This is a genomic window from Microbispora rosea, assembly GCF_044460045.1.
GTDB classification, from domain to species: Bacteria; Actinomycetota; Actinomycetes; order Streptosporangiales; family Streptosporangiaceae; genus Microbispora; species Microbispora rosea.
In genome coordinates this window covers 983,723-1,003,532 of the sequence record NZ_JBITJO010000003.1, presented here as the reverse complement: position 1 = coordinate 1,003,532, position 19,810 = coordinate 983,723, and the positions used below count along the sequence as shown (strand labels likewise).

Here is a 19,810-nt window from a genome sequence, read left to right as displayed (position 1 = left end):
CCGGGTAGCCGCCGGTCCATGGTGAAATCCGCTGACCGGCGGCCCGCGGACGATCACGCCGCCGCGCCCGCCACCCCCCGAACCCCGGCACCACCCCGCGTCGCCGTCATCGCACACCGCAAGAAGACCGTCGGCGGCGGCCTCGACGAGCTCCGCAAGCTCATCACCGGCTACGACGTCGGCGACCTGCTCTGGTACGAGGTCCCCAAGAGCAAGAAGGCCCCCAAGAAGGTCCGCCAGGCGCTCAAGGACGGCGCCGAGCTGTTCTTCCTCTGGGGCGGCGACGGCACCGTGCAACGGTGCGTCGACGCCCTCGCCGGCAGCGACGCCGCCATCGCCATCGTCCCCGCCGGCACCGCCAACCTCCTCGCCCGCAACCTCGGCATCCCCGAAGACCTCCCCGAGGCCGTACGCATCGGCTTCGAGGGCCGCCGCGCCAGACTCGACCTCGGCAAGATCAACGGCGAGCACTTCGCCGTCATGGCAGGCGTCGGCCTCGACGCCGAGATGATCGCCGACGCCGACCGCGGCCTCAAGGACCGCCTCGGCCGCCTCGCCTACATCTGGACCGGCCTGCGCCACGTCGGCGGCGCCGTGACCCCGATGAAAATCAAAATCGACGGCAACGACTGGTTCGAGGGCGACGCCAGCTGCGTCCTCGTCGGCAACGTCGGCACCGTCACCGGCGGCATCGACGTCTTCGAAGACGCCCGCTACGACGACGGCTGGCTCGAAGTCGGCGTCTCCACCGCGGAAGGCCCCATCCAATGGGCCCGCACCATCGGCCGCATGAGCGCCGGCAACGCCGAGAAGTCCCCCTTCGTCCGCATCACCCGCGCCAGAAAGGTATCGGTCAAACTCCGCACCCCCATGGCGTACGAACTGGACGGGGGAGCCCGCGACGAGGTCAAGCGCATCACGGTCAAAGCCGTGCCCCAGGCCGTCACCGTCTGCCTGCCCGACACCCCCGCCTGACCACGCACGCCCCGCGAACCACCGCTGCGCGCCCGGCTCGGGACCGACGGCCAACCGCCCGGCCCGGCCGGGCGCCTCGGACGACGCGCCCCGCCCGCGCGGCCTACCGAGGCCGCACGTTGTGATTGCGGGCGAACAGGTTGCCGGGGTCCCACTGGCGCTTGACCGCCGCCAGCCGCTCGTAGGTCCGCGGCGGATAGACCGCCGCCACATCCTCCTCACCCGCCAAAGCGAGGAAGTTCCCGTACGCGCCGCCGACGTGGGGCGCGAGCCCGGCCCAGAGCGCATCCAGAGCCGGCCGCGCGGCCTCCACGACCGGCGCCGGCCCCGCGACCGTGGTCACGATCATCAATTCCGCCCGGCGATGCGCGTAGGCCGTGGCATCGCGGGGAACCCGGGCCACCGCGCCGCCGACGCTGCGCACGGACACGAACGGCGCCCCCTCCGCCGCCCCGGCCGCGGCGAGGATCGCAAGGACCTCGCGCACCGACTCCCTGTCGACGAACCCGCTCCGGGTGAACAGGCGAATCCCCGGCGGCGCGACGGCGCCGTCCACGAGCGTGTCGGCGTAGGGCCTCAGCGCGACATCGTCGGCGATCACCGTGCCGAGCCGCCGGATCGGATCGATCGCCTGGGCCGCGAGCCGCGGGTCGTCGCCGTCAAAGGCGACCTGTACCTCGATCGGCGCCCGAGGGCCGCCGGAGAAGGGATTGGCGAGATTCGCGATGGAAGTGAGCTCTTCCGGGGCGCGGCGCAGACACTCCGCCCACCCCTGGAGCACGGCGGCCGCCTCCGACGCCGGGAAGGCGATCCTGCCGAAGAAGACGTCCGTCGTCGGATGCGCCGCGAACGTGAAGGCGGTCACGACGCCGAAGTTGCCCCCACCACCGCGAATCGCCCAGAACAGCTCGGGGTTCTCCTCCGCACCGGCCCGCACCACCTGTCCGTCCGCGGTCACCACCTCGGCCGCGACCACGCTGTCCAACGCCAGACCATGCTTCCTGACCTTCCAGCCGATGCCACCGCCCAACGTCAGCCCGCCGACACCGACGCTCCTGGTGTCACCCGACGAGATCGCCAGTCCGTGCGGGGCCAGGGCGGCCGCGACCTGCCCCCAGGTGGCGCCGCCGCCGATCCGTACGAGGTGACGCTCCTTGTCGACGACCTCGACCTTCGCGAGCCCGCTCAGATCGATCACCACGCCGTCGTCGTTCGTGCCGAAGCCCGCGAAGCCATGACCGCCGCCCCGCACGGACAACACAAGCCCCGCACCGGCGGCGAACCTGACCGCTGCCCGCACATCCCCGACGCTCCTTGGCCGCAGGACATAGGCCGGACCACCCGAAGCCAGCACCGTCCGGCTGGCCGACGCGTACTCCGGTGCTCCCGGTTCGATGACGTCGCCGCCGAAATCGCGGCGAAGGCTCTCAACCGCTGCGTTCATGACGTTGTTCATGACGTTCCTCTCAGCTCTCCATACGGCGAACACGCCGGGCCCGTACGATCCGGCGTCCTGACGGGCAAGAGATCCCGGCGACCCGATCCCTGTGACAGCACAGCTGTGTGACGTGCGTCACCGGCGACGGGTGTCACAAAGCGGCGAGCGCCGGGATCGTATGCAGGCAACGGTCGAGAACCAGCAGACAGGAACCGGTCAATGAGCGAGAGACCACCGGACGCGCCCGGACCGTACGCCCGCGGCGGCCGGACGCAGCCCGCCGTGGACCCGGCCACCGAGGCGTTCGTCGCCCATCGCAATCTGCTGTTCACCGTGGCCTACGAGATGCTCGGCTCGGCCGCCGACGCCGAGGACGTGCTGCAGGAGACCTGGCTGCTGTGGGCGGGCGTCGACCTCGACGCCGTACGGGACCAGCGCGCCTACCTCGTGCGCATCACCACCCGCCAGGCCCTGAAACGACTCCGCACACTCGGCCGCCGCAGGGAGTCCTACGTCGGGCCGTGGCTGCCCGAGCCGTTGCTGACCGCGCCGGATGTGGCCGAGGACGTCGAGCTGGCCGAGAGCGTGTCCATGGCGATGCTGCTGGTGCTGGAGACGCTGTCGCCGACCGAGCGGGCGGTGTTCGTGCTGCGCGAGGTGTTCGACCTGGACTACGACGAGATTGCCGTAGGCGTCGGCAAGAACGAGGCAGCCGTCCGCCAGATCGCCCACCGCGCACGCTCACACGTCGCCGCCCGCCGCCCCCGCGACGCCGTCTCCCCGGACCAGACCCGCAACGCCCTCCACGCATTCCGGCAGGCGGTCGAGACCGGCGACCTCCAACACCTGCTCGACATCCTCGCCCCCGACATCGTCTTCCTGGCAGACGGCGGCGGACTCAAGCAGGCCGCCCTGACCCCCATCGTGGGAGCCGACCACGTGGCCCACGTGCTGAGCAGGATCAATCCCACGGCCTCGCTGGAGCCCGCACACGTCAACGGCCACCCCGCACTGATCGCCCGGGTCGACGGCCACGTCGACACCGTCATCACCGTACGCATCGACGACGGCCTCGTCACCGGCCTCTACGCCGTACGCAACCCCGAGAAGCTGTCACGCATGGAGCAGGAGACCACGGTGACCCGCTGAACCCGGCGCTCCGCCCACCCTCGGCGGCCGTTTCCCGCAATTTCGCCACTGGACAAATCCCGCTCGATATGGCCACGCACCGGCGAGCACGGAGACATTCATCTCATTGCACGGAGCGCCATTTCATGGCCTCCCCATCGTCACCCCGTCTGACCTGCGACGAGACACATCGGAAGCAATTTTCCCGGCTTTTCGAGCGCCCACGGCAGGCCATTAGGGTGCCCAGTCATGGAATCGACCGAACAACCGCGCCGAGAAGGTATCCACGTAAAAGCGTTGCTCACCCTGACCTGCACAGGCCAGTTCATGGTGCTGCTCGACAACACGATCGTCGGCGCCGCCCTGCCCGACATGCAGCAGCGGCTCCACACCGGACTGACCGGCCTGCAGTGGATCGTCGACGCCTACGTGCTGCTGGTCGCCATGCTGCTGCTGTCGGGCGGCGTCTTCGCCGACCGGTTCGGCCGCAAGCGGGTGTTCCTGGCCGGGGTGGCGGTGTTCACGGCCGCCTCGGTGGTGTGTTCGCTCGCACCCTCGATCGGCTGGCTGATCACCGGGCGGGTGCTGCAGGGCGCCGGGGCCGCGGCGCTGAGCCCCGCCTCGCTGGCGCTGCTCGCCGCCGCGTATCCCGCCCCGAGGGAGCGCGTCAGAGCGATCGGGTTGTGGGCCGGGCTCAGCGGCATCGGCCTGGCCGCCGGACCGCTGGCGGGCGGAATCCTGGTGGAGGCCTTCGGCTGGCCCGCCATCTTCCTGGTCAACGTGCCCATCGGGGCGGTCCTGCTGCTGGCCGGGCTGCGCGTGCTGGGGGAGTCCCGCAACCCGAGCGCGCCGCCGATCGACGTCCCCGGCACGGTCCTGTCCGTCGCCGCCGTGGGCACCGTGACCTACGGCCTGATCGAGGGCGGTTCCCGAGGCTGGACCTCCCCGGTGATCCTGGGCGGCTTCGCCGCCGGACTGGTGCTCCTCGCCGCGTTCGTCGTCGTCGAGAGTCATGTGCCGACGCCCATGCTGCCGCTGCGGCTGTTCCGCCGGCGACTGTTCACGGCGTCCAACACCGCGATGGTCGTGGTCGGGTTCGCACTCATGGGGTCGTCGTTCTTCTTCTCCCAGTTCTTCGTCTACGTCCAGGGCACCTCGATCCTGGTCGCCGGGCTGCGGACCCTGCCCACCTCACTGGCCATGGTGATCGTCAGCCCGTACGCGGGCCGCCTCGCGGCCAGGTACGGCTTCCGGGCCGTCGCCGCCGTCGGCCTGGCGCTGGCCGGGCTGGGACTGCTCGCGCTGGGCTTCGTCCACGCCGACACCGGCTACGGGAACGTGTGGTGGCGGCTGGCCGTCGTCGGCACCGGATTCGCACTCACCATGTCACCGCTGACCGGGGCCGCCATCCAGGCGGTCAGCCCACAGGAGGGCGGCCTCGCCTCGGGCGTCAGCAGCACCACCCGCCAGATCGGCGCGGTGCTCGGCGTGGCCGTGCTCGGGGCGATCGTCCACACCCGGGAGTCCGGCGGCGCCTCCTTCGAATCCGGCCTCAACAGCGCCTTCCTCACGGCCGGTGCCGTGACGCTGGCCTGCGCCGTGTTCACCGGCCTGTGGCTGACCGCCTCCGTCCGGTCCGAACAACCAGCAGACCAGGTAGTCAGTGAGCCGCCGCTCACAGCCCCTCCCAGCCGTCTCACGTCATGAGCCACCCCGTGTAGGCACCCGCACCCGAAGCAACCGGACATGGTGAGGGGTATCACACCGACTAGCGCCGAACCCCGCGGCCCGGCACAGTACCCACACACGATGGACGACACGGACCTCCCGCTGCTGCGCCTGGTCGCCGCAGGAGACGAGCACGCCTTCGAACTGCTCTACACCCGGCACGCCCACGCCCTGCTCGCCTACGCCGAAGGACTGCTCCGCGACCGCGGCGCCGCAGAGGAGGCCCTCCAGGAAACCTTCATCGCCCTCTGGCGCTCGGCCCGAACCTACGAAGGCCGCTCCACCGTCCGCACCTGGCTGTACGGCATCTGCCGCCGCCAAGCGCTCAAACGCATGAACGGCGGCCGCCCCGCCCCCCGCCCCCTCGACGAGGCCGCCCACCTCCCATCCACAGAACCCGACCCCGAAGTCGTGACCCTCGCCCGCGCCGACACCGCCGCCGTCGCCGCCGCGCTCACCGCACTGCCCGCCACCCACCGCGAAGTCCTCACCCTCGCTCTGTCCGCCGGACTGTCCCACGCCGAGATCTCCCAAATCCTGGACATCCCCGTCGGCACGGTCAAAAGCCGGCTGTTCACCGCACGCGCCGCCCTGGCCAGAGCCTTGCCCGTCGAGGTCGAGGGGAGACCACGATGACCCACCCCACCCACCAACTGCCCGCCTACGCCGCAGGCCACCTCACCGGCGACGACGCCGCCGCCGTCACCGCCCACCTGGCCGGCTGCCCCGCCTGCGCCACCCAGGCCCGCGCATGGCACGCCACCGCCACCGCCGTACACGACACCACCGCACGCGTCGCCCCACCATCCCCGGACATCCTCACCGCCATCCGCCGCCGCCTCACAACCACCCCCGACGCCACGCGGCCCGTCCCCACCTACCGGCGCGACATCGGCACCCGGCCCCTCCACCGCGCACTCGGCATCCTCACCCGCCAGCGAACCCTCATCCGATGGCCCGTCTGGGCACTCGCCGCCGCACTCATCGCCGGCGGCGCCATCCTGGCCGCGCTCGCCCCCACCAGGCACGCCGCACAGATCCTCGCCATGACCGTGCCACTCGCGGCAGCGCTCGCCGTCGCCGGAGCCTGCGGAACCGACAACGACCCGCCCGCAGAACTCGCCGCCGCCCTGCCCACCCCACCCCGCGTGGTCCTGCTCGCCCGGCTCACCCTCGTGCTCACCGCCACCGTCACCGCCGGCCTGCTCGCCACCCTCGCGCTGACCGCACTCACCCCCGGCGGGGGAGCGGCCGGACTGGTCACCGCCTGGTTCGGCCCCCTCGTCCCCCTGTCGGCGACCAGCTTCGCCCTCTCCGTCCTCTACCGGCCCTCCGCCGGCGTCACCACCGCCCTCGCACTCTGGCTGGCCCGCGCCCTGTCGACCGGCCAGACCGCCCCGACCGGCCTCAGCCCGGCCGTACTCCGCCTCGTCGACCCCCTATGGACACCCGGCCCCGCCGTACTGACCGCGGCCGCCGCCGTCGTGGCCACCACATTCCTGCTCAGCCCGCGCCTGCCCCGATCCCGGCACGCCCGACACATCTGGCGATGAACCTTCACACCCCAGCCGGTACCAACCCCCCGTGAAGCACCTACCCCTGTGGCGGCACGAACTGCGCCGCGCCGGCTGGACCGCGTGCGCGGCCCCCGCCGCCGCACTCGCCGCCACCCTCGCCCTCACCGCGACCGCCGCGGCCTTCGGCACCACACGCCCCCAACTCGAACGCATCCTGCTCACCGGACTCGAAGCACTCATCCCGCTGTCCGCCGGCATGGCCGCCGTCGCCGTCGTCTCCCGCGACCCCAGCCGCGAACTCCAGCTCACCCTGCCCACCCCGTACACCACGACCCTCGGCCGCCGCCTGGCCGTCCTCGGCATCCTCAGCGCCGCCCTGTCCATCGCCCTCTCCGCCGCACTCGCCGTCGGCGGCTGGTGGAACGGGCCCGGCCTGCCGTACGCGCCCCTCGTCTGGGCCGCCCCACTCCTGTGGCTCACCGGGCTCGCCCTCCTGATCGCCGCACTCGGACGCAGCGTCGTACTCGCCACCACGACCGTCGCCGCCGTATGGCTCGGCGAACAACTGTTCGCCACGTCCTTCGCCACCACCCCCGGGCTCCGCCCGTTCTTCCTGTTCATGACCACCCGCATCGGCGTCCCCGCCGACTGGAACGCCAACCGCGCGGCGCTGGCCACCTCTGGGGCACTGCTCGCGGCCCTCGCCCTGATCCTGCTGCGCCGCCCCGAACGCCTGCTCACCGAGGAGGAGACATGACCACCGTGCGACAGACGTGGGCGGTGACCCGCTACGAGTTCCGCATGCAGATCCGCAAACGATCCCTGTGGATCACCACCGCCACCCTCGCCGTCGTCCTCACCCTCACCCAGGGCGACCGCGGACCACGCCACCTGCCCCTCGGCACCCCACCCCGCGAGGTGATGGCGGGCTGGGCCCTGCTGATGTCCATCCTCCTGCCGATCGGCTTCGGAATGGTGCTCGCCGACCGCCTCACCCGCGACCGCCGCCTCGGCCTGGCGTCCCTGCTCGAAAGCCTCCCGACCGGCCGGGGCGCGCTCGCCGCCGGCAAGTACCTCGGCGGCCTGACCTCCACCGCGGTCCCCGCCGCGCTGGTCCTCCTCACCGCCGCCGCCGGCGAGACCGCCCACCGGCACGACCCCGCCCTGTTCGCCTGGGCGGCCGTCGCCTTCGCCGTGATCACCCTCCCCGGGCTGGCCTTCGTGGCCGCCTTCGCCCTCGTCTGCCCGTTGTTGACGACCGCCCCGCTGTTCCGGGTGCTGTTCGTCGGCTACTGGTTCTGGGGCAACATGCTCAACCCCGACCTGTTCCCCTCACTGACCGGGACCCTGCTGACCCCCCTCGGCGACTACCCGGCGAGCTGGCTGATGGGGGAGCGGGCCCTGTACGCGGGCACCGACGGCTGGCTGGAGTTCCTGCGCCCCGAGCCCGGCGGCGCGACGGCCGTCGTCGCCATCGCCCTGCTCCTCCTGCTCAGCCTCCCACCCCTCGCCCTGGCCCCACCGCTGCTGCGCCGCAGAAACCTGTCCGCCTGACCTCCAGAAAGACACCTCGCATGGACATCCAGATCTCCGGGCTGCGCCGCACCTTCGGCAAGGTCACCGCCCTCGACGGACTCGACCTCACCGTCCCCGGCGGCATGTACGGCCTGCTCGGCACCAACGGCGCGGGCAAGACCACGCTCATGCGCGTGCTCGCCGGAGTCCTGCCGCCCACCGCCGGCACCGTACGCGTCGGCGGCCACGACCTCACCACCAGGACCGGCCGCCTGGCCGTACAACGCCGGCTCGGCTACCTGCCTCAGGACCTCGGTCTCTACCCCGATCTGTCGGCCCGGGAGTTCCTCGACTACGTCGGCCTGCTCAAGGGGCTCGACGACACCGCCGCGCGCCGCCGCCAGATCGGGGAGCTGCTCGACATGGTCGGCCTGGCCGACGCCGCCACCCGCAAGCTGCGTGGCTTCTCCGGCGGCATGCGCCGCCGCGTCGGCATCGCGCAGGCCCTGCTCGGTGACCCCGCGCTCGTCGTGGTCGACGAACCCACCGCCGGGCTCGACCCCGAGGAACGCATCCGCTTCCGCACGCTCCTGGCCTCCATCGCCGCCGGCCGCACCGTGCTGCTCAGCACCCACATCGTCGAGGACGTCGCCCAGACCTGCCGCGACACGGCCGTGATGGCCCGCGGCAGGGTCGTCTTCAACGGCCAGGTCGCCGACATCGTCCAGCGGGCCGAAGGCGTGACCTGGGAACTGGTCGGCCAGGGACCGCCCGCCACCGGCGTCGTCGTCTCCGCCGTGAGCCGCTCTGACGGCACCCACTACCGTCTCGTCAGCTCCTCCCGGCCCGACCCCCGCGCCGTACCGGTCCAGCCCTCGCTGGAGGAGGGGTACGTCGCGCTCATGCACGCGGGCACGAACGGCTGAACAGCGGGGGAGAGGCGCCCGATTACCGAGGGTAATCGGGCGATCGGCCACACACGCGGGCGGGGGATCCGCTGATCTGCCGCCGAGCGCACCGTACGGTCCCGGTGCCTTCACGCGCCACACCCGCCGGTCCGTCGCCCGCGTACGACCGGTCCGGTCCCGAGTCGCTCAATGTCGAGTGCGCGAGCACCGAGGCAGGCTCGCACTCGGAGGGAGCCGTCCGGTCCTACACGGGCAACGGACCGGCGGGAGGAGTGGTCGAAACTAGCCAACTTGACATAATGTTCATTATCGAGCAATGGCGGAAGGTGCTGAGAGGGGGTGGTCGGCAGGTATTCGTAACGCCCTTCAATGTGCGCATACGCCGTCTCCACGACGAGACCGTCAGCCGACCTCCTCGGCCAGCGCGACGACGATTCCCTCGGGCCCACGGATGTAGCAGAGCCGGTACGCGTCCTCGTACTGCACCACCTCGCCGACGAGTTCGGCGCCGTGGGTGCGCAGGCGCGCGATGACCTCGTCCATGTCGTCGACGGCGAACATGATGCGGCGAATGCCCAGCGTGTTCGCCGGGGCGTCCTCCGGCACGCCGCCGATCGCCGCCGGCGTGTGGTACTTCGCCAGCTCGATCCGCCCGTGGCCGTCCGGGGTCCGCATCATCGCGATGTCGACTCGCTGGTCGTCGAGCCCGACGAGGCGTGCCGCCCAAGGGCCCTCGATCAGCGCCTTTCCCTCCAGCTCCATGCCGAGTTCCACGAAGAACGCAACGGCGGCCTCCAGGTCGTCGACCACGATGCCGACGTTGTCCATCCGCTGAATCGTCATGGTGATCCTCCTTTGTCGCGGCCCGTCATGGCCGCCCGCAGACCTGGGACGGAGCCGGTGCCGCATTCTCGACACCCGGGTCCCAGGATCTCGCCTGTGGCCGTCACCGCCGGGCGTCCACCCTTCCTCAGGTATGACAAAAGCCCCTATTCATTCCCATACCGGACAGAAGGTGAATTCTGTCTTGTATAAGACGCAATGTCCGCTCTTTCCGTCGGTGACCGGACATTCGCCAATCAGCCTTAGCGCCACCTACGGTGGCGGCCATGAGCGTGCATCCCTCCGATGAGGACCTTCCCGCCCTGGCTCGCGAAGGTGATTTGTCGCCCCGGCGGAAAGAGCCGTTCGATCTCGCCGGGTACGTTCGCCGCACCAAAGGCGGCCCCTGCTTCATCTGCGCCATCCTGGCGGGCGCTCCCGGCTACGACCTTGAGCAGATCGTTTTCGAGGACGAGTACCACGTCGCTTTCCTGGACCGCTACCCCACGATTCCCGGCAAGGTCCTGGTGGCGCCCAAAGCCCACGTCGAGCATGTCGTACGGGACCTTGGCGAAGACGCCTACCTCCGGCTGATGCGTACGGTTCGCCGAATCGCCCTGGCGGTCGAGGCGGTCGTCCCCTCCGAACGCACCTACCTGTTCTCCCTGGGCAGTCAGCAGGGCAACGCCCACCTGCACTGGCATGTCGCTCCCCTGCCTCCAGGAACTCCTTACGAGCAGCAGCAGTACCACGCTCTGATGACCGAGAACGGCGTGATCCCCTGGTCGGCGCAGCAGGCCGTCGAGCTCGCCGACCGGCTCCGCACGGCCCTGTCTGTGGTCGGCGACGACAGATGACCGGAGAGCCGCACGTCGTGCTCCCCCGCACGCCGGCCCGGCTCACCCGTGGCGTGGCCGACGGCCTCAACCGAGGTGCCGCTGGAAGAACCGCAGCGAGCTGTCGGCCTCGAACGCGGGGAGCTCCCCGTGCCTGCCGGGGTTGGCGTGCAGCGTCTTGCCGGCTGAGGCCAATGCGTCGAACAGCGCCAGCCCCTGGGCCCTCGGCACCCGTTCGTCGTCCCACTGCAGCAGGAACCGCACCGGGACGGTGATCCGCGCGGCGGCCTCGGCCGATGCCAGGGCCCCGCCCAGGCCCAGCACCGCCGCGCGGACCCGGGGTTCGGCGGCGACGAAGGGAACGCCGAGACCGCACCCCAGCGACACGCCCCAGTAGCCCACCGGCCCGGTGCCGACGTGCTCGAGTCGCTGGAGTTCCCGCAGCACCGCCCGCCATTCCGGGACGGTCTGGCGAGCCACGAGTGCCTGGAAAGCGGCGATCAGCGGAGCCGGCTCCTCCCCTGCCGTGACACGGGCCTGGTTCTCGGTCGCGATCGTGTCGTACCTCTCGTCCTTGGGGCGGTCGCCGTGGCCGGGGACGTCCACGGCGGCGACCGCGAAGCCTCCCCCGGTGACGAAGCGGCGCGCGCGGGCCACGACGTCGGGGTCCTTCTTGTGCCGGCCGCCACCGTGGCCCATCAGGATGAGAGGACGGGCGCCTGCGGCGTTTTCCGGTGTCCAGAGCACACCGGGGATCTCACCGAGGACGAAGAGTTGTTCGGTGACGCCGTCGGACGACGCCTGGGAAATGAAGCGCACAGCGTTTCACGCCTTTCGGATGCCTGCCTGCTGCGGGCACTCCCCTAGGCCATGTGAGGGAGGGAGTCCCGACCTGTCACAGCGTTGATCGGTCTCACCTCCTCGGTTCGCGGCGGCGCGCGGTGACGGCGAACGTATCACGGACCGCGCAGGACGGGCCCGCCCCCGCGATGTCACAAATGGGTACAGATGCGGTGTTGCCGCATTCCTGAGGTGGCGATAGCGTGAGCGCCGTGACTGCCGGGTCGGCCATGGGCCACAAGCGAGTGAGGCACCCGGCCACAGCGTGAGGGCCGGGCGGGCGCGAGGCCCGCCGCGATTTCGACCTCGTGATCTGAAATTCTTCCTCCCGCGTATCGGCGCGGCCCGCGGTGTCGGCGAAATCGCCGTCATGCCGCCCCTTTGCCGCCGCGCGCGTTTCCGCCATTCCTTCGCAACCGCCTGCCCTTATGTGGCGAGGCGGTCGATTCGCCATGCCCTGACCGAGCAAGCCCCGATCAAGAAAGCAGAGAATGCCGTACGACTTCAATGAGCAGATCATCCAGGAGTTCCGCGCCAATCGGGGAAAGGTGGGCGGCCCTTTCGAGGGGGCCAGGCTGCTCCTCCTGACCACCACCGGCGCCCGTTCGGGAGTCCGTCGCACGGTTCCCCTGGGCTACCTGAATGATGAGGGGGGCCGCATGCTGGTCATCGCCTCGGCCGGCGGCGCGCCGCACCACCCGGCCTGGTATCACAATCTGCGTGCCGATCCCCGCGTCACCGTGGAGACCGGGGTCTTCACGATCGAGGCCGAGGCCGCCGTTCTGGAGGGCGAGGAACGCGAGCGGCTGTTCGCCCGCGCCGTGGAGGCCGACTCCGGATGGGCGGACTATGAGGCGCGGTCCGGCCGCGTCCTGCCGGTCGTCGCGTTGACTCCGCACTCCGTGTCCTTCCCGGACCTGCCGGAAGGCGCCTCTCCCCCGCTGCACGCGGATCGTCTGGACGCCACGCTGGTCCCGGCCACCTCAGACGATCGTGCGGCCGTGATGGCCGCGATCAGGTCCCTGCTCGCCGGTGCTCCGGCGCTCGGCGCCGACGTGACACCCGCGCTTGCTCACACCGGAGGCGTTCCTGGAGTGTGGGTGAGCGCCGCGGGAGGGTCGGCCACCGGTGACGGCGTCACCCTGTATGTGCACGGAGGCGGTTTCGAGCACGCCCAGCCGGCGCTGGAGCCGCTCATGGCCTGCCGCCTGTCCGAGGCCACCCGGCGTCCCGCGTTCAAGGTGGACCAGCGTCTGGCCCCTGCCCATCCCTATCCCGCCGCCCTGGACGACGTCGTGGCCGTGTATCGGAGCCTGCTGGAGCAGGGGGCTCCGTCCGATCGCGTCATCGTGTGCGGCGAGTCGTCGGGCGGCACGCTCGTCCTGTCGGCGTTGCTTGCGCTCAAGGAAGCGGGCGATCCCCTGCCCGGTGCTGCCGTGGCGATTTCCCCGCTGACCGATCTGACCCTGTCCAGCCGCTCCCTGGACGTCGACGACGGCCGGGATGTGATCAGTCGCCGGGTCGCCGAGCACGTCACCGCTCAGTATCTGGCCGGAGCTCCTGCCGATCAGGCTCCTCAGTCTCCGCTGCACGGCGACCTGAGTGGCCTGCCCCCGCTCCTGCTCGTGGCCGGGACCGCGGAGGTGCTGCTGGACGACACGCGGCGTTTCGCGGCAGCCGCCTCGGCCGCCGGTGCCGAGGTGACCCTCGACCTGTACGAGGACATGCCGCACGCCTTCCACGCGAGCGTGATGGCACAGGATCCGCCTGCCGTCGCCATGACGTTCCTGCGCCGCCTCGCGGACTGGGTGGCTGAATCCCGGGCGAGGGGCCGGAGGCGGTGCTGATGCATCCGTAGACGCCTCTGATCGCGCGAGCGGAGCAACCGGCTGAGCGTCCCGTCCCGAGGGAGACGACCGGGCTTCGCGGTTGATCGGGCGGTCGCCTCGGGGCTCACGTCTCTCGCGGTCAGCCTGTGGGCGTGCCGACCTGGTCGCGTTCGAGCAGGGAGCGCAGCGTGGAGACGACCTGCCGGGTGGCCGCCCCAGGGGGACCGTCGAGTGCGTCTCCGATCAGCTCGGCCAGTGCGTCGGTGACGGTCGCCTCCGCCGCGTCGACGAGTTGCGAGCCGTCGTCGGTCAGGGCCAGCAGGGAGGATCGGCGATCGGCCGGGTTCGGCCGGCGGACGGCCCATCCGTGCTTTTCGAGGCGGTCGATTCCCTTGCTGGTCGCGCCGATGCCGATGGCGAAATCGGCGGCGAGGTCCGCCACGCGGGATCCGGGGTGGTCGCGCAGGTAGCGCAGCGCCTCGAACTGGGAGGTGACGATGCCGTGCCGTTCACGCAGACGGTCGTTGAGGGCGTTGTACAGGCGCGTCTCGCATCGGACGAGATCGGCGAAGAAGCTCTGGAGGCCGGCCGCCTCCCCGCTCGATTTAGATGCCATGGCATATAGTGTACTGGAATCTACTTACGGCGGGAGTACGTATGAGCAAGGAACAGCGCGCCCGAGTCGACGCGTTGCTGCGACAGCCACGGCCCGAGGGCCCCCGGTCGGTCGAGGCGCTCCGAGCGGGCTTCGAGGCGCTGATGACGCAGATGATCGTGCCTGACGCCCTTCGCCTGACGCGGACGACGCTCGGCGGCCGGCCCGCTCTGCATGTCGAGCCGGACAACGGGCGCCGCGCCGGGACGATCCTGTACTTCCACGGCGGCGGCTGGGTTTACGGATCCCCCGAGACCGCCCTGTCGCTGACGGGAAACCTGGTGGCCAGGACCGGCTTCGAGGCCTACTCGGTGGACTACCGGCTTGCCCCCGAGCATCCGTTCCCCGCCGCGATCGAAGACACCGTGGGCGCCTATCGCGCTCTTCTCGACAGCGGCGTGGACCCGTCGGCCGTCGCGTTCGCCGGGGAGTCCGCCGGCGGCGGCCTCGCGGTCACCACCTGTCTCGCCGCGCGCGACGCTGGTCTTCCGCTGCCCGCCGCGGTCGTGGCGTTCTCCCCGGGGCTGGATGCCACGCGGACGGGCGAGAGCATGGACACAAAGGAAGGCGTGGACCCGATTTTCACCCGCGAGGCCGTCGAACGCACCGGGGTCATGTATCTCGCCGGGGCCGACCCGCACCAGCCTCTCCTCAGCCCGGCCGTCCTCGCCGATCTGACGGGTTTCCCTCCGATGCTGCTCCAGGTGGGCACCAACGAGCTCCTGCTGGACGACTCCACCCGCTTGGCCGCGCGCGCCCGGGCGGCCGGAGTGGATGTCATCCTGGACGTCACCGCCGGCGTGCCGCACGTGTTCCAGTCGTTCGCCGGCGTGCTGGACGAGGCGGACGAGGCGCTGGACCGCGCGGCTGTCTTTCTCGGCCAGCGGGTCGGCGGGCGCGTTCGCGCCGGGAGAGCGGCGCGCGCGTCCTCCCCCGCCGAGAACCGCTCGGCCGAGTGGTGATCGGTCTCGCCGGGGGTTTCCCGCGCCTCGGCTGCTCACGCCCGGTCGGCCGGCTGCGTGCGGGTGGGTGCCGGCGTATCGCCGGGGAGGGCGTGTGAGGTCTGCCGGCGGGTGCCGACGGTGAGGAGCAGCGAGGCCGCTGTCAGCGTCACACCGAACCAGACGACGCTCGTGACGCCCAGGTGATCGGCGAACAGCCCGCCGAACAGCGCGCCGAGTGCGATGGACGTGTTGTACGCCATGGTGTTGAGTGACATCGCGGCTTCGAAGGTGTCGGGTGCGGCGGCCTGCGTCATGGTGATCTGGGAGAGCTGGACGACGCCGAAGGAAACGCCCCAGACAGCAAGCGCGATGATCGATCCGGCCTCCCCGTGAGCGATCGTGAGCAGCAGCAGCAAGGACGTCACGAGTCCCGCGCAGCCGACGACGAAGCTGCCCCTGGGGTTTCTGGTCACCGTGTGTCCGGCGACGAAGTTTCCTGCCGCGCCTCCCGCGCCGTAAGCCATCAGCGCCGCGGTGATGAAGAAGGGTGTGGCGGCCGCGCTGTGCTCCAGGTAGGGGCGTACGAACGTGTACGCGCCGAAGTGGCCGAGCACGAAGAGCACGACGGTGAACAGCACCAGGCGCAGCGGCACGTTCTTCAGCGGGAGGCCGAAGACTTCCCGCACCGAGACCGCGTTCGTCGACGGCAGCGACGGGATGACGGTGACGACCGCGAGGAACACCAGCACGCTGAGGCCGGCCCAGATCAGGAAGGTGGTTCGCCAGCCGGTGAGGCTTTCCAGGAGTGTTCCCAGTGGTATGCCGACGACCGCGGCGATCGAGATGCCGGACATCACGATCGCGGCCGCCCTGCTCGCGTGGCGTTCCGCGACGAGGCGCATCGCCATGCTCACGCCGATGGCCCAGAACACCCCGCTGGCGAAGCCCATGATGAGCCGTGTCGTCAGGACCAGTGGATAGTTCGGGGAGATCGCGGTGATCGTGTTTCCCAGGGTCAGTATCGCCAGCAGCGTGGACAGCAGGACGCGGCGGTTGACGCGCCTGGTCCATGCCACGATGAAGGGCACGCCGAGCCCTGCCGAGACGCCGTACAGGGTGACCATCAGCCCGGCGGCGCCTACGGATATGCGCAGGCTGGTGCTCATCGGGGTGAGCAGGCCGACGGGCATCAGCTCGGTCGTGAGGAAGACGAAGAGGCTGGCGGTAATCGCCGCGACGCCGAGCCATGACCTTACGGTCGCATGCGGGTGTGTGCCGTGAGTGATCATTGGTGTTCTTTCCGGTGGTTGATCGTCCGCCGACGGCATGCGGGCTCGGCCGGCGGAAGGAGCCGGCGGCGGAGGGCGTGGTGGGGGACGTGGTGGAGGGCGTGGTCGAGCCGTCGTCATCAAGGGTGCGCGATCAACGATTGATGAGTCCAACACATACTTTTCATCGATATCGATCGTGGTTCATCATGGGTGAGTGGAGCTGCAGCAGCTGAGGTATGTCGTGGCGGTCGCAGAGACCAGGAACTTCACCCGGGCGGCCGAGCGCTGCCGTGTGGTGCAGTCGGCGCTCAGTCATCAGGTCGCCGCTCTGGAGCGGGAGCTGGGCGCGCGGCTGTTCGAGCGGACCAGCCGGCGGGTGCGGCTGACGCCGGCCGGGGAGGCGTTCCTCGCCGCGGCCCGGGAGTGTCTGGAGGCCGCGGATCGCGCGCGGGCCGAGGTCGCGGCCTCCGCCGGGGAGATCCGGGGACGGCTCGCCGTCGGCGCCATCCCCACGGTGACGGCCGTCAACCTGCCGGTCGCCTTGCGGGACTATCGCCGGCGTTATCCGGGGGTGCACATCACGCTCACCGCGGCGGGTAGCGATGAGCTGATCGAGCGGGTCCGGCAGGGTGGTGTCGACGTCGCGTTTCTCGGCCTGCCGGCGCGTGCGGAACCCAAGGGCGTCCAGAGCCGCCGCCTCGGCGGGGGCGAACTGGTCGCGGTGGTCGCGCCCGATTATCACCGGACGGAGACCGAGGTGGACCTGCGGGGGCTGGCGGACGAGCCGTTCATCGACTTCCGTGTCGGTGCGGCCGGTCGGGCGCAGTCGGACGAGGCGTTCGCGGCGGCAGGGGTGCGGCGGGAGGTGCCCTTCGAGGTGTCGTCCGCCGATCTCATGGTCGATTTGGTGCGGCAGGGCCTCGGCGTGGGCATGCTTCCCGCCGCCTATGCGCCGCGCTTCGCCGACCTGCGTGTCATTCGTCTTCGCGATGCTCCCACGCGGGTGGAGCACCTGATCTGGGACAACCGGCGGTCTCCGGCGGCCACGGCATTTCTTGAGCTGATTCACGCCGATCATGCCGACCCGGCGACCATTACATGATTACAATGCAATCATGATCCTATTTTCGAGAGGCGCAGCCCCCGGGACGGTGCTCACGTGATCGTCGAGTACATCCGCTACCGGATCGACCGGCAGGACGCGGATGCGTTCGAAGCCGCCTACGAGCGTGCCGCGGTGTCCTTGGCGGCCGCGCCCCAGTGCGTGGACTACGAGCTGTCCCGGTGCGTGGACGAGCCCGAGTCGTACATCCTGCGCATCACGTGGACCTCGGCCGAGGATCACCTGCAGGGTTTCCGGGGTGGCGAGCACTTCGGGGCGTTCTTCTCCGCGATCAAGCCGTACGTCCGGCAGATCGAGGAGATGCGGCACTACGAGCGCACCGCGGTGCGCGGCACCGGATCCTCCGTGCCGAGCCTGTACGACTGGGCGGGCGGCATCGAGGCGTTCGAGCGGCTCACCGAGACGTTCTACGAGCAGGTTCTCAAGGACGACCTGATCGGTCCTCTGTTCGCCCACATGGACCCGGGACACCCGAAGTATGTCGCGATGTGGCTGGCGGAGGTCTTCGGCGGGCCGTCCCGCTACACCGACGAGCGGGGCGGCTACCACCACATGCTGGTCCAGCACCTCGGCAAGGCCATCAGCGAACCTCAGCGCCGCCGCTGGGTCGAGCTCCTCATGAACGCCGCCGACGTGGTCGGCCTGCCCGCCGACCCCGAGTTCCGTGCCGCCTTCGCGAGTTACATCGAGTGGGGCACCCGCCTCGCCTTCGCCAACTCCCAGCCCGGTGCCCGTCCCCCGCAGCAGGCTCCGGTCCCCCGCTGGGGCTGGGGTGTGGCGCCGCCCTACTCCCCCACGTCGTGATCTCGGCGGCGGGTCACCCGATCGGCTCGCCGAGCTGGGACAACAGCTCCAGCTGGTCGAAGTAGAGGCGCATGCTGACGATCAACCCGTTCTCGATCGCGCAGATGTAGCAGCATCGGAGGTTGAGGGGGCGGCCCGTCGGCGGGATGACCCTGCCGGCTGGTCCCAGGTATGGCCCCTTGTGGGTGCCGATGAGCACGAGCTCGTCGACCGTCGTGTCGTCGATGTCGAGCGACTCCAGGAGCACCGTGTGCACGTCGGGGAAGGCCGCCCAGAACTCCTCCAGGTAGGAGCCCAGCTCCTCGCGGCCCTCGGCCACGCCTTCGGGGGTGAGGAACGTCCCGTCAGGGCTGACCGTGCCGAGCAGCGCGTCAATGTCATGCGCATTGAACGCTTCGTTGTATCTGTCGCGCACGCGGCGGGCTTCGCCCACGATGTCGGCCCTCCCCTATCGATGAATGCCCTCCGTACGCGGCGGTGTGTCCCTCGCGCCGCAGTTTTTTGCCGAGGTCTGTTCATGGCCGCCTGCTGGGGTCGTCCTCGTCCCGTACGGTGAAGCCGCCGCCACCGTCGAAGATCACCGTTCTGCGGGGTTGTGCGGGGGTCATACCTCATCGTCAGAGTGAGGGGCGTGGCGTGACAACCGGGCATGGTCAGACGGGCTGGCCCATGGGCCGGACGGTCAGGGTGTTGAGGTCAACGCCTGCCGGCTGGTCGAGGGCGAAACGGATGGCCTCGGCGATAGGCTGGGGAGGCAGGGCGAAGGGAGGAACGCCGGCGCCTTGCCAGAACGCGGTGTCGATCATGCCGGGGTTGACAAGAGTGACACCGACGCCGCGGGTCGTGGCGTGCAGGCGCAGGTTCTCGGCGAGTCCGGTGACAGCCCACTTGGTGGCCGAGTAGAGATTGCCGGGAGAGTTCTTCAGCCCGGCGACGCTGCCGACGAGCACCAGCCGTCCGCCAGTGGCCTCAAGGTGGGGCAGGGCGGCATGGGCCAGCAGGGCGGGGCCGAGGACGTTGGTGAGCACCATCGGCGCCCACGACGCCGGGTCACCGGCCCCGATGGAGTCACCGGTCATGAATCCGGCGTTGGCCACTGCGGCGTCAAGGGCACCGAAATGCTCCACGGTGCGGGTCACGACCGACTCGGTGGCGGGCCAGTCCGCCGCGTCCGCGACCAGACCCAGCAGCCGGTCGGGGTGGCCGGCCTCGTCGAGGAAAGCCTTCAGTTTACTCTCGTCGCGTCCGGTGACCGCCACACGGTGGCCGCGGTCGAGGAGCAGTCGCGCGGTGTGGGCGCCGATACCGCTGGTCGCGCCGGTGATCAGTACGGTCTTGCTGGACATGGTCATGCTCCTGAGGTGTGAAGGGGGACGGCGGACGGCGCTGAAGGAGCGCCGCTCACGTCCGCCGACTCCATGGAACCGGCGCCGTCTAAGGCGGGCAAGGTCGCGTTTATGGGGGGTATAAACACAAC

General features: G+C 70.5%; 20 protein-coding genes. 13 read left to right on the top strand and 7 right to left on the bottom strand.

Going from position 1 to position 19,810, the window contains the following annotated elements; genetic code table 11:
• Positions 1-18: 18 nt before the first annotated feature.
• The gene (locus tag ACIBK1_RS16865) at positions 19-975 is read left to right on the top strand and encodes a diacylglycerol/lipid kinase family protein (protein ID WP_357322439.1); all 957 of its coding nucleotides are present in this window, start codon (positions 19-21) and stop codon (positions 973-975) included.
• Between the two features lie 103 nt (positions 976-1,078).
• Here ACIBK1_RS16865 and ACIBK1_RS16860 read toward each other — a convergent pair whose 3' ends face one another.
• Positions 1,079-2,419 carry an FAD-binding oxidoreductase gene (locus ACIBK1_RS16860; RefSeq protein WP_396735848.1) on the bottom strand — a complete coding sequence of 447 codons (1,341 nt, stop codon included), beginning with the start codon at positions 2,417-2,419 and terminating at the stop codon, positions 1,079-1,081.
• A 213-nt stretch (positions 2,420-2,632) separates the two neighbouring features.
• Here ACIBK1_RS16860 and ACIBK1_RS16855 point away from each other — a divergent pair, with 213 nt between their 5' ends.
• The 7 genes from ACIBK1_RS16855 (at position 2,633) to ACIBK1_RS16825 (ending at position 9,227) form a co-directional block, all read left to right on the top strand.
• Positions 2,633-3,562, top strand: coding sequence for an RNA polymerase sigma-70 factor (locus ACIBK1_RS16855; RefSeq protein ID WP_396735845.1), 930 nt, complete (start codon positions 2,633-2,635; stop codon positions 3,560-3,562).
• 276 nt (positions 3,563-3,838) lie between these two features.
• A complete protein-coding gene (locus ACIBK1_RS16850) occupies positions 3,839-5,248 on the top strand; it encodes an MFS transporter (protein ID WP_396735842.1) in 1,410 nt (469 codons plus the stop codon).
• A gap of 102 nt (positions 5,249-5,350) precedes the next feature.
• On the top strand, positions 5,351-5,905 hold the full coding sequence (locus tag ACIBK1_RS16845; RefSeq protein WP_036406584.1) for an RNA polymerase sigma factor: 555 nt from the start codon (positions 5,351-5,353) through the stop codon (positions 5,903-5,905).
• Positions 5,902-6,822 (top strand): anti-sigma factor family protein, encoded by a 921-nt coding sequence (locus ACIBK1_RS16840; protein WP_396735838.1) that lies wholly within the window; start codon positions 5,902-5,904, stop codon positions 6,820-6,822. The genes ACIBK1_RS16845 and ACIBK1_RS16840 overlap by 4 nt, the downstream gene beginning before the upstream one ends.
• Positions 6,823-6,853: 31 nt before the next feature.
• Positions 6,854-7,543, top strand: a complete 690-nt coding sequence (locus tag ACIBK1_RS16835; RefSeq protein WP_030508141.1) for a hypothetical protein — start codon at positions 6,854-6,856, stop codon at positions 7,541-7,543.
• On the top strand, positions 7,540-8,340 hold the full coding sequence (locus ACIBK1_RS16830) for a hypothetical protein (protein ID WP_396735835.1): 801 nt from the start codon (positions 7,540-7,542) through the stop codon (positions 8,338-8,340). The genes ACIBK1_RS16835 and ACIBK1_RS16830 overlap by 4 nt, the downstream gene beginning before the upstream one ends.
• A gap of 20 nt (positions 8,341-8,360) precedes the next feature.
• Positions 8,361-9,227 (top strand): ABC transporter ATP-binding protein, encoded by an 867-nt coding sequence (locus ACIBK1_RS16825; protein ID WP_396735832.1) that lies wholly within the window; start codon positions 8,361-8,363, stop codon positions 9,225-9,227.
• A 384-nt stretch (positions 9,228-9,611) separates the two neighbouring features.
• Here ACIBK1_RS16825 and ACIBK1_RS16820 read toward each other — a convergent pair whose 3' ends face one another.
• Positions 9,612-10,037, bottom strand: coding sequence for a VOC family protein (locus ACIBK1_RS16820; protein WP_197042623.1), 426 nt, complete (start codon positions 10,035-10,037; stop codon positions 9,612-9,614).
• A 281-nt stretch (positions 10,038-10,318) separates the two neighbouring features.
• On the opposite strand from ACIBK1_RS16820, the gene ACIBK1_RS16815 reads away from it, so the two are divergent.
• The gene (locus ACIBK1_RS16815) at positions 10,319-10,888 is read left to right on the top strand and encodes an HIT family protein (RefSeq protein WP_396735829.1); all 570 of its coding nucleotides are present in this window, start codon (positions 10,319-10,321) and stop codon (positions 10,886-10,888) included.
• Between the two features lie 66 nt (positions 10,889-10,954).
• Here the strand turns inward: ACIBK1_RS16815 and ACIBK1_RS16810 are convergent, their stop codons facing one another.
• Complete coding sequence (locus ACIBK1_RS16810; RefSeq protein WP_396735827.1) at positions 10,955-11,686, bottom strand: dienelactone hydrolase family protein; 732 nt, start codon at positions 11,684-11,686, stop codon at positions 10,955-10,957.
• A gap of 512 nt (positions 11,687-12,198) precedes the next feature.
• On the opposite strand from ACIBK1_RS16810, the gene ACIBK1_RS16805 reads away from it, so the two are divergent.
• Positions 12,199-13,554 (top strand): nitroreductase/quinone reductase family protein, encoded by a 1,356-nt coding sequence (locus tag ACIBK1_RS16805; RefSeq protein WP_396735824.1) that lies wholly within the window; start codon positions 12,199-12,201, stop codon positions 13,552-13,554.
• 121 nt (positions 13,555-13,675) lie between these two features.
• Here the strand turns inward: ACIBK1_RS16805 and ACIBK1_RS16800 are convergent, their stop codons facing one another.
• Positions 13,676-14,152, bottom strand: a complete 477-nt coding sequence (locus ACIBK1_RS16800; protein WP_396735821.1) for a MarR family winged helix-turn-helix transcriptional regulator — start codon at positions 14,150-14,152, stop codon at positions 13,676-13,678.
• Between the two features lie 41 nt (positions 14,153-14,193).
• On the opposite strand from ACIBK1_RS16800, the gene ACIBK1_RS16795 reads away from it, so the two are divergent.
• The gene (locus tag ACIBK1_RS16795) at positions 14,194-15,153 is read left to right on the top strand and encodes an alpha/beta hydrolase (RefSeq protein WP_396735818.1); all 960 of its coding nucleotides are present in this window, start codon (positions 14,194-14,196) and stop codon (positions 15,151-15,153) included.
• A 35-nt stretch (positions 15,154-15,188) separates the two neighbouring features.
• On the opposite strand, the gene ACIBK1_RS16790 is transcribed toward ACIBK1_RS16795, so the two are convergent.
• A complete protein-coding gene (locus tag ACIBK1_RS16790) occupies positions 15,189-16,424 on the bottom strand; it encodes an MFS transporter (protein ID WP_396735815.1) in 1,236 nt (411 codons plus the stop codon).
• A 196-nt stretch (positions 16,425-16,620) separates the two neighbouring features.
• Between ACIBK1_RS16790 and ACIBK1_RS16785 the strand changes: the two genes are divergently transcribed.
• Both ACIBK1_RS16785 and ACIBK1_RS16780 read left to right on the top strand, forming a co-directional pair.
• Entirely contained in the window at positions 16,621-17,508 is an 888-nt protein-coding gene (locus ACIBK1_RS16785; protein ID WP_396735812.1) for a LysR family transcriptional regulator, read from the top strand.
• Positions 17,509-17,565: 57 nt separating this feature from the next.
• Positions 17,566-18,333 (top strand): group II truncated hemoglobin, encoded by a 768-nt coding sequence (locus tag ACIBK1_RS16780; protein WP_396735809.1) that lies wholly within the window; start codon positions 17,566-17,568, stop codon positions 18,331-18,333.
• Between the two features lie 13 nt (positions 18,334-18,346).
• Here the strand turns inward: ACIBK1_RS16780 and ACIBK1_RS16775 are convergent, their stop codons facing one another.
• Positions 18,347-18,766, bottom strand: coding sequence for an ester cyclase (locus ACIBK1_RS16775; protein WP_030508129.1), 420 nt, complete (start codon positions 18,764-18,766; stop codon positions 18,347-18,349).
• Between the two features lie 220 nt (positions 18,767-18,986).
• Positions 18,987-19,679 carry an SDR family oxidoreductase gene (locus tag ACIBK1_RS16770; RefSeq protein WP_156080913.1) on the bottom strand — a complete coding sequence of 231 codons (693 nt, stop codon included), beginning with the start codon at positions 19,677-19,679 and terminating at the stop codon, positions 18,987-18,989.
• Positions 19,680-19,810: the final 131 nt, after the last annotated feature.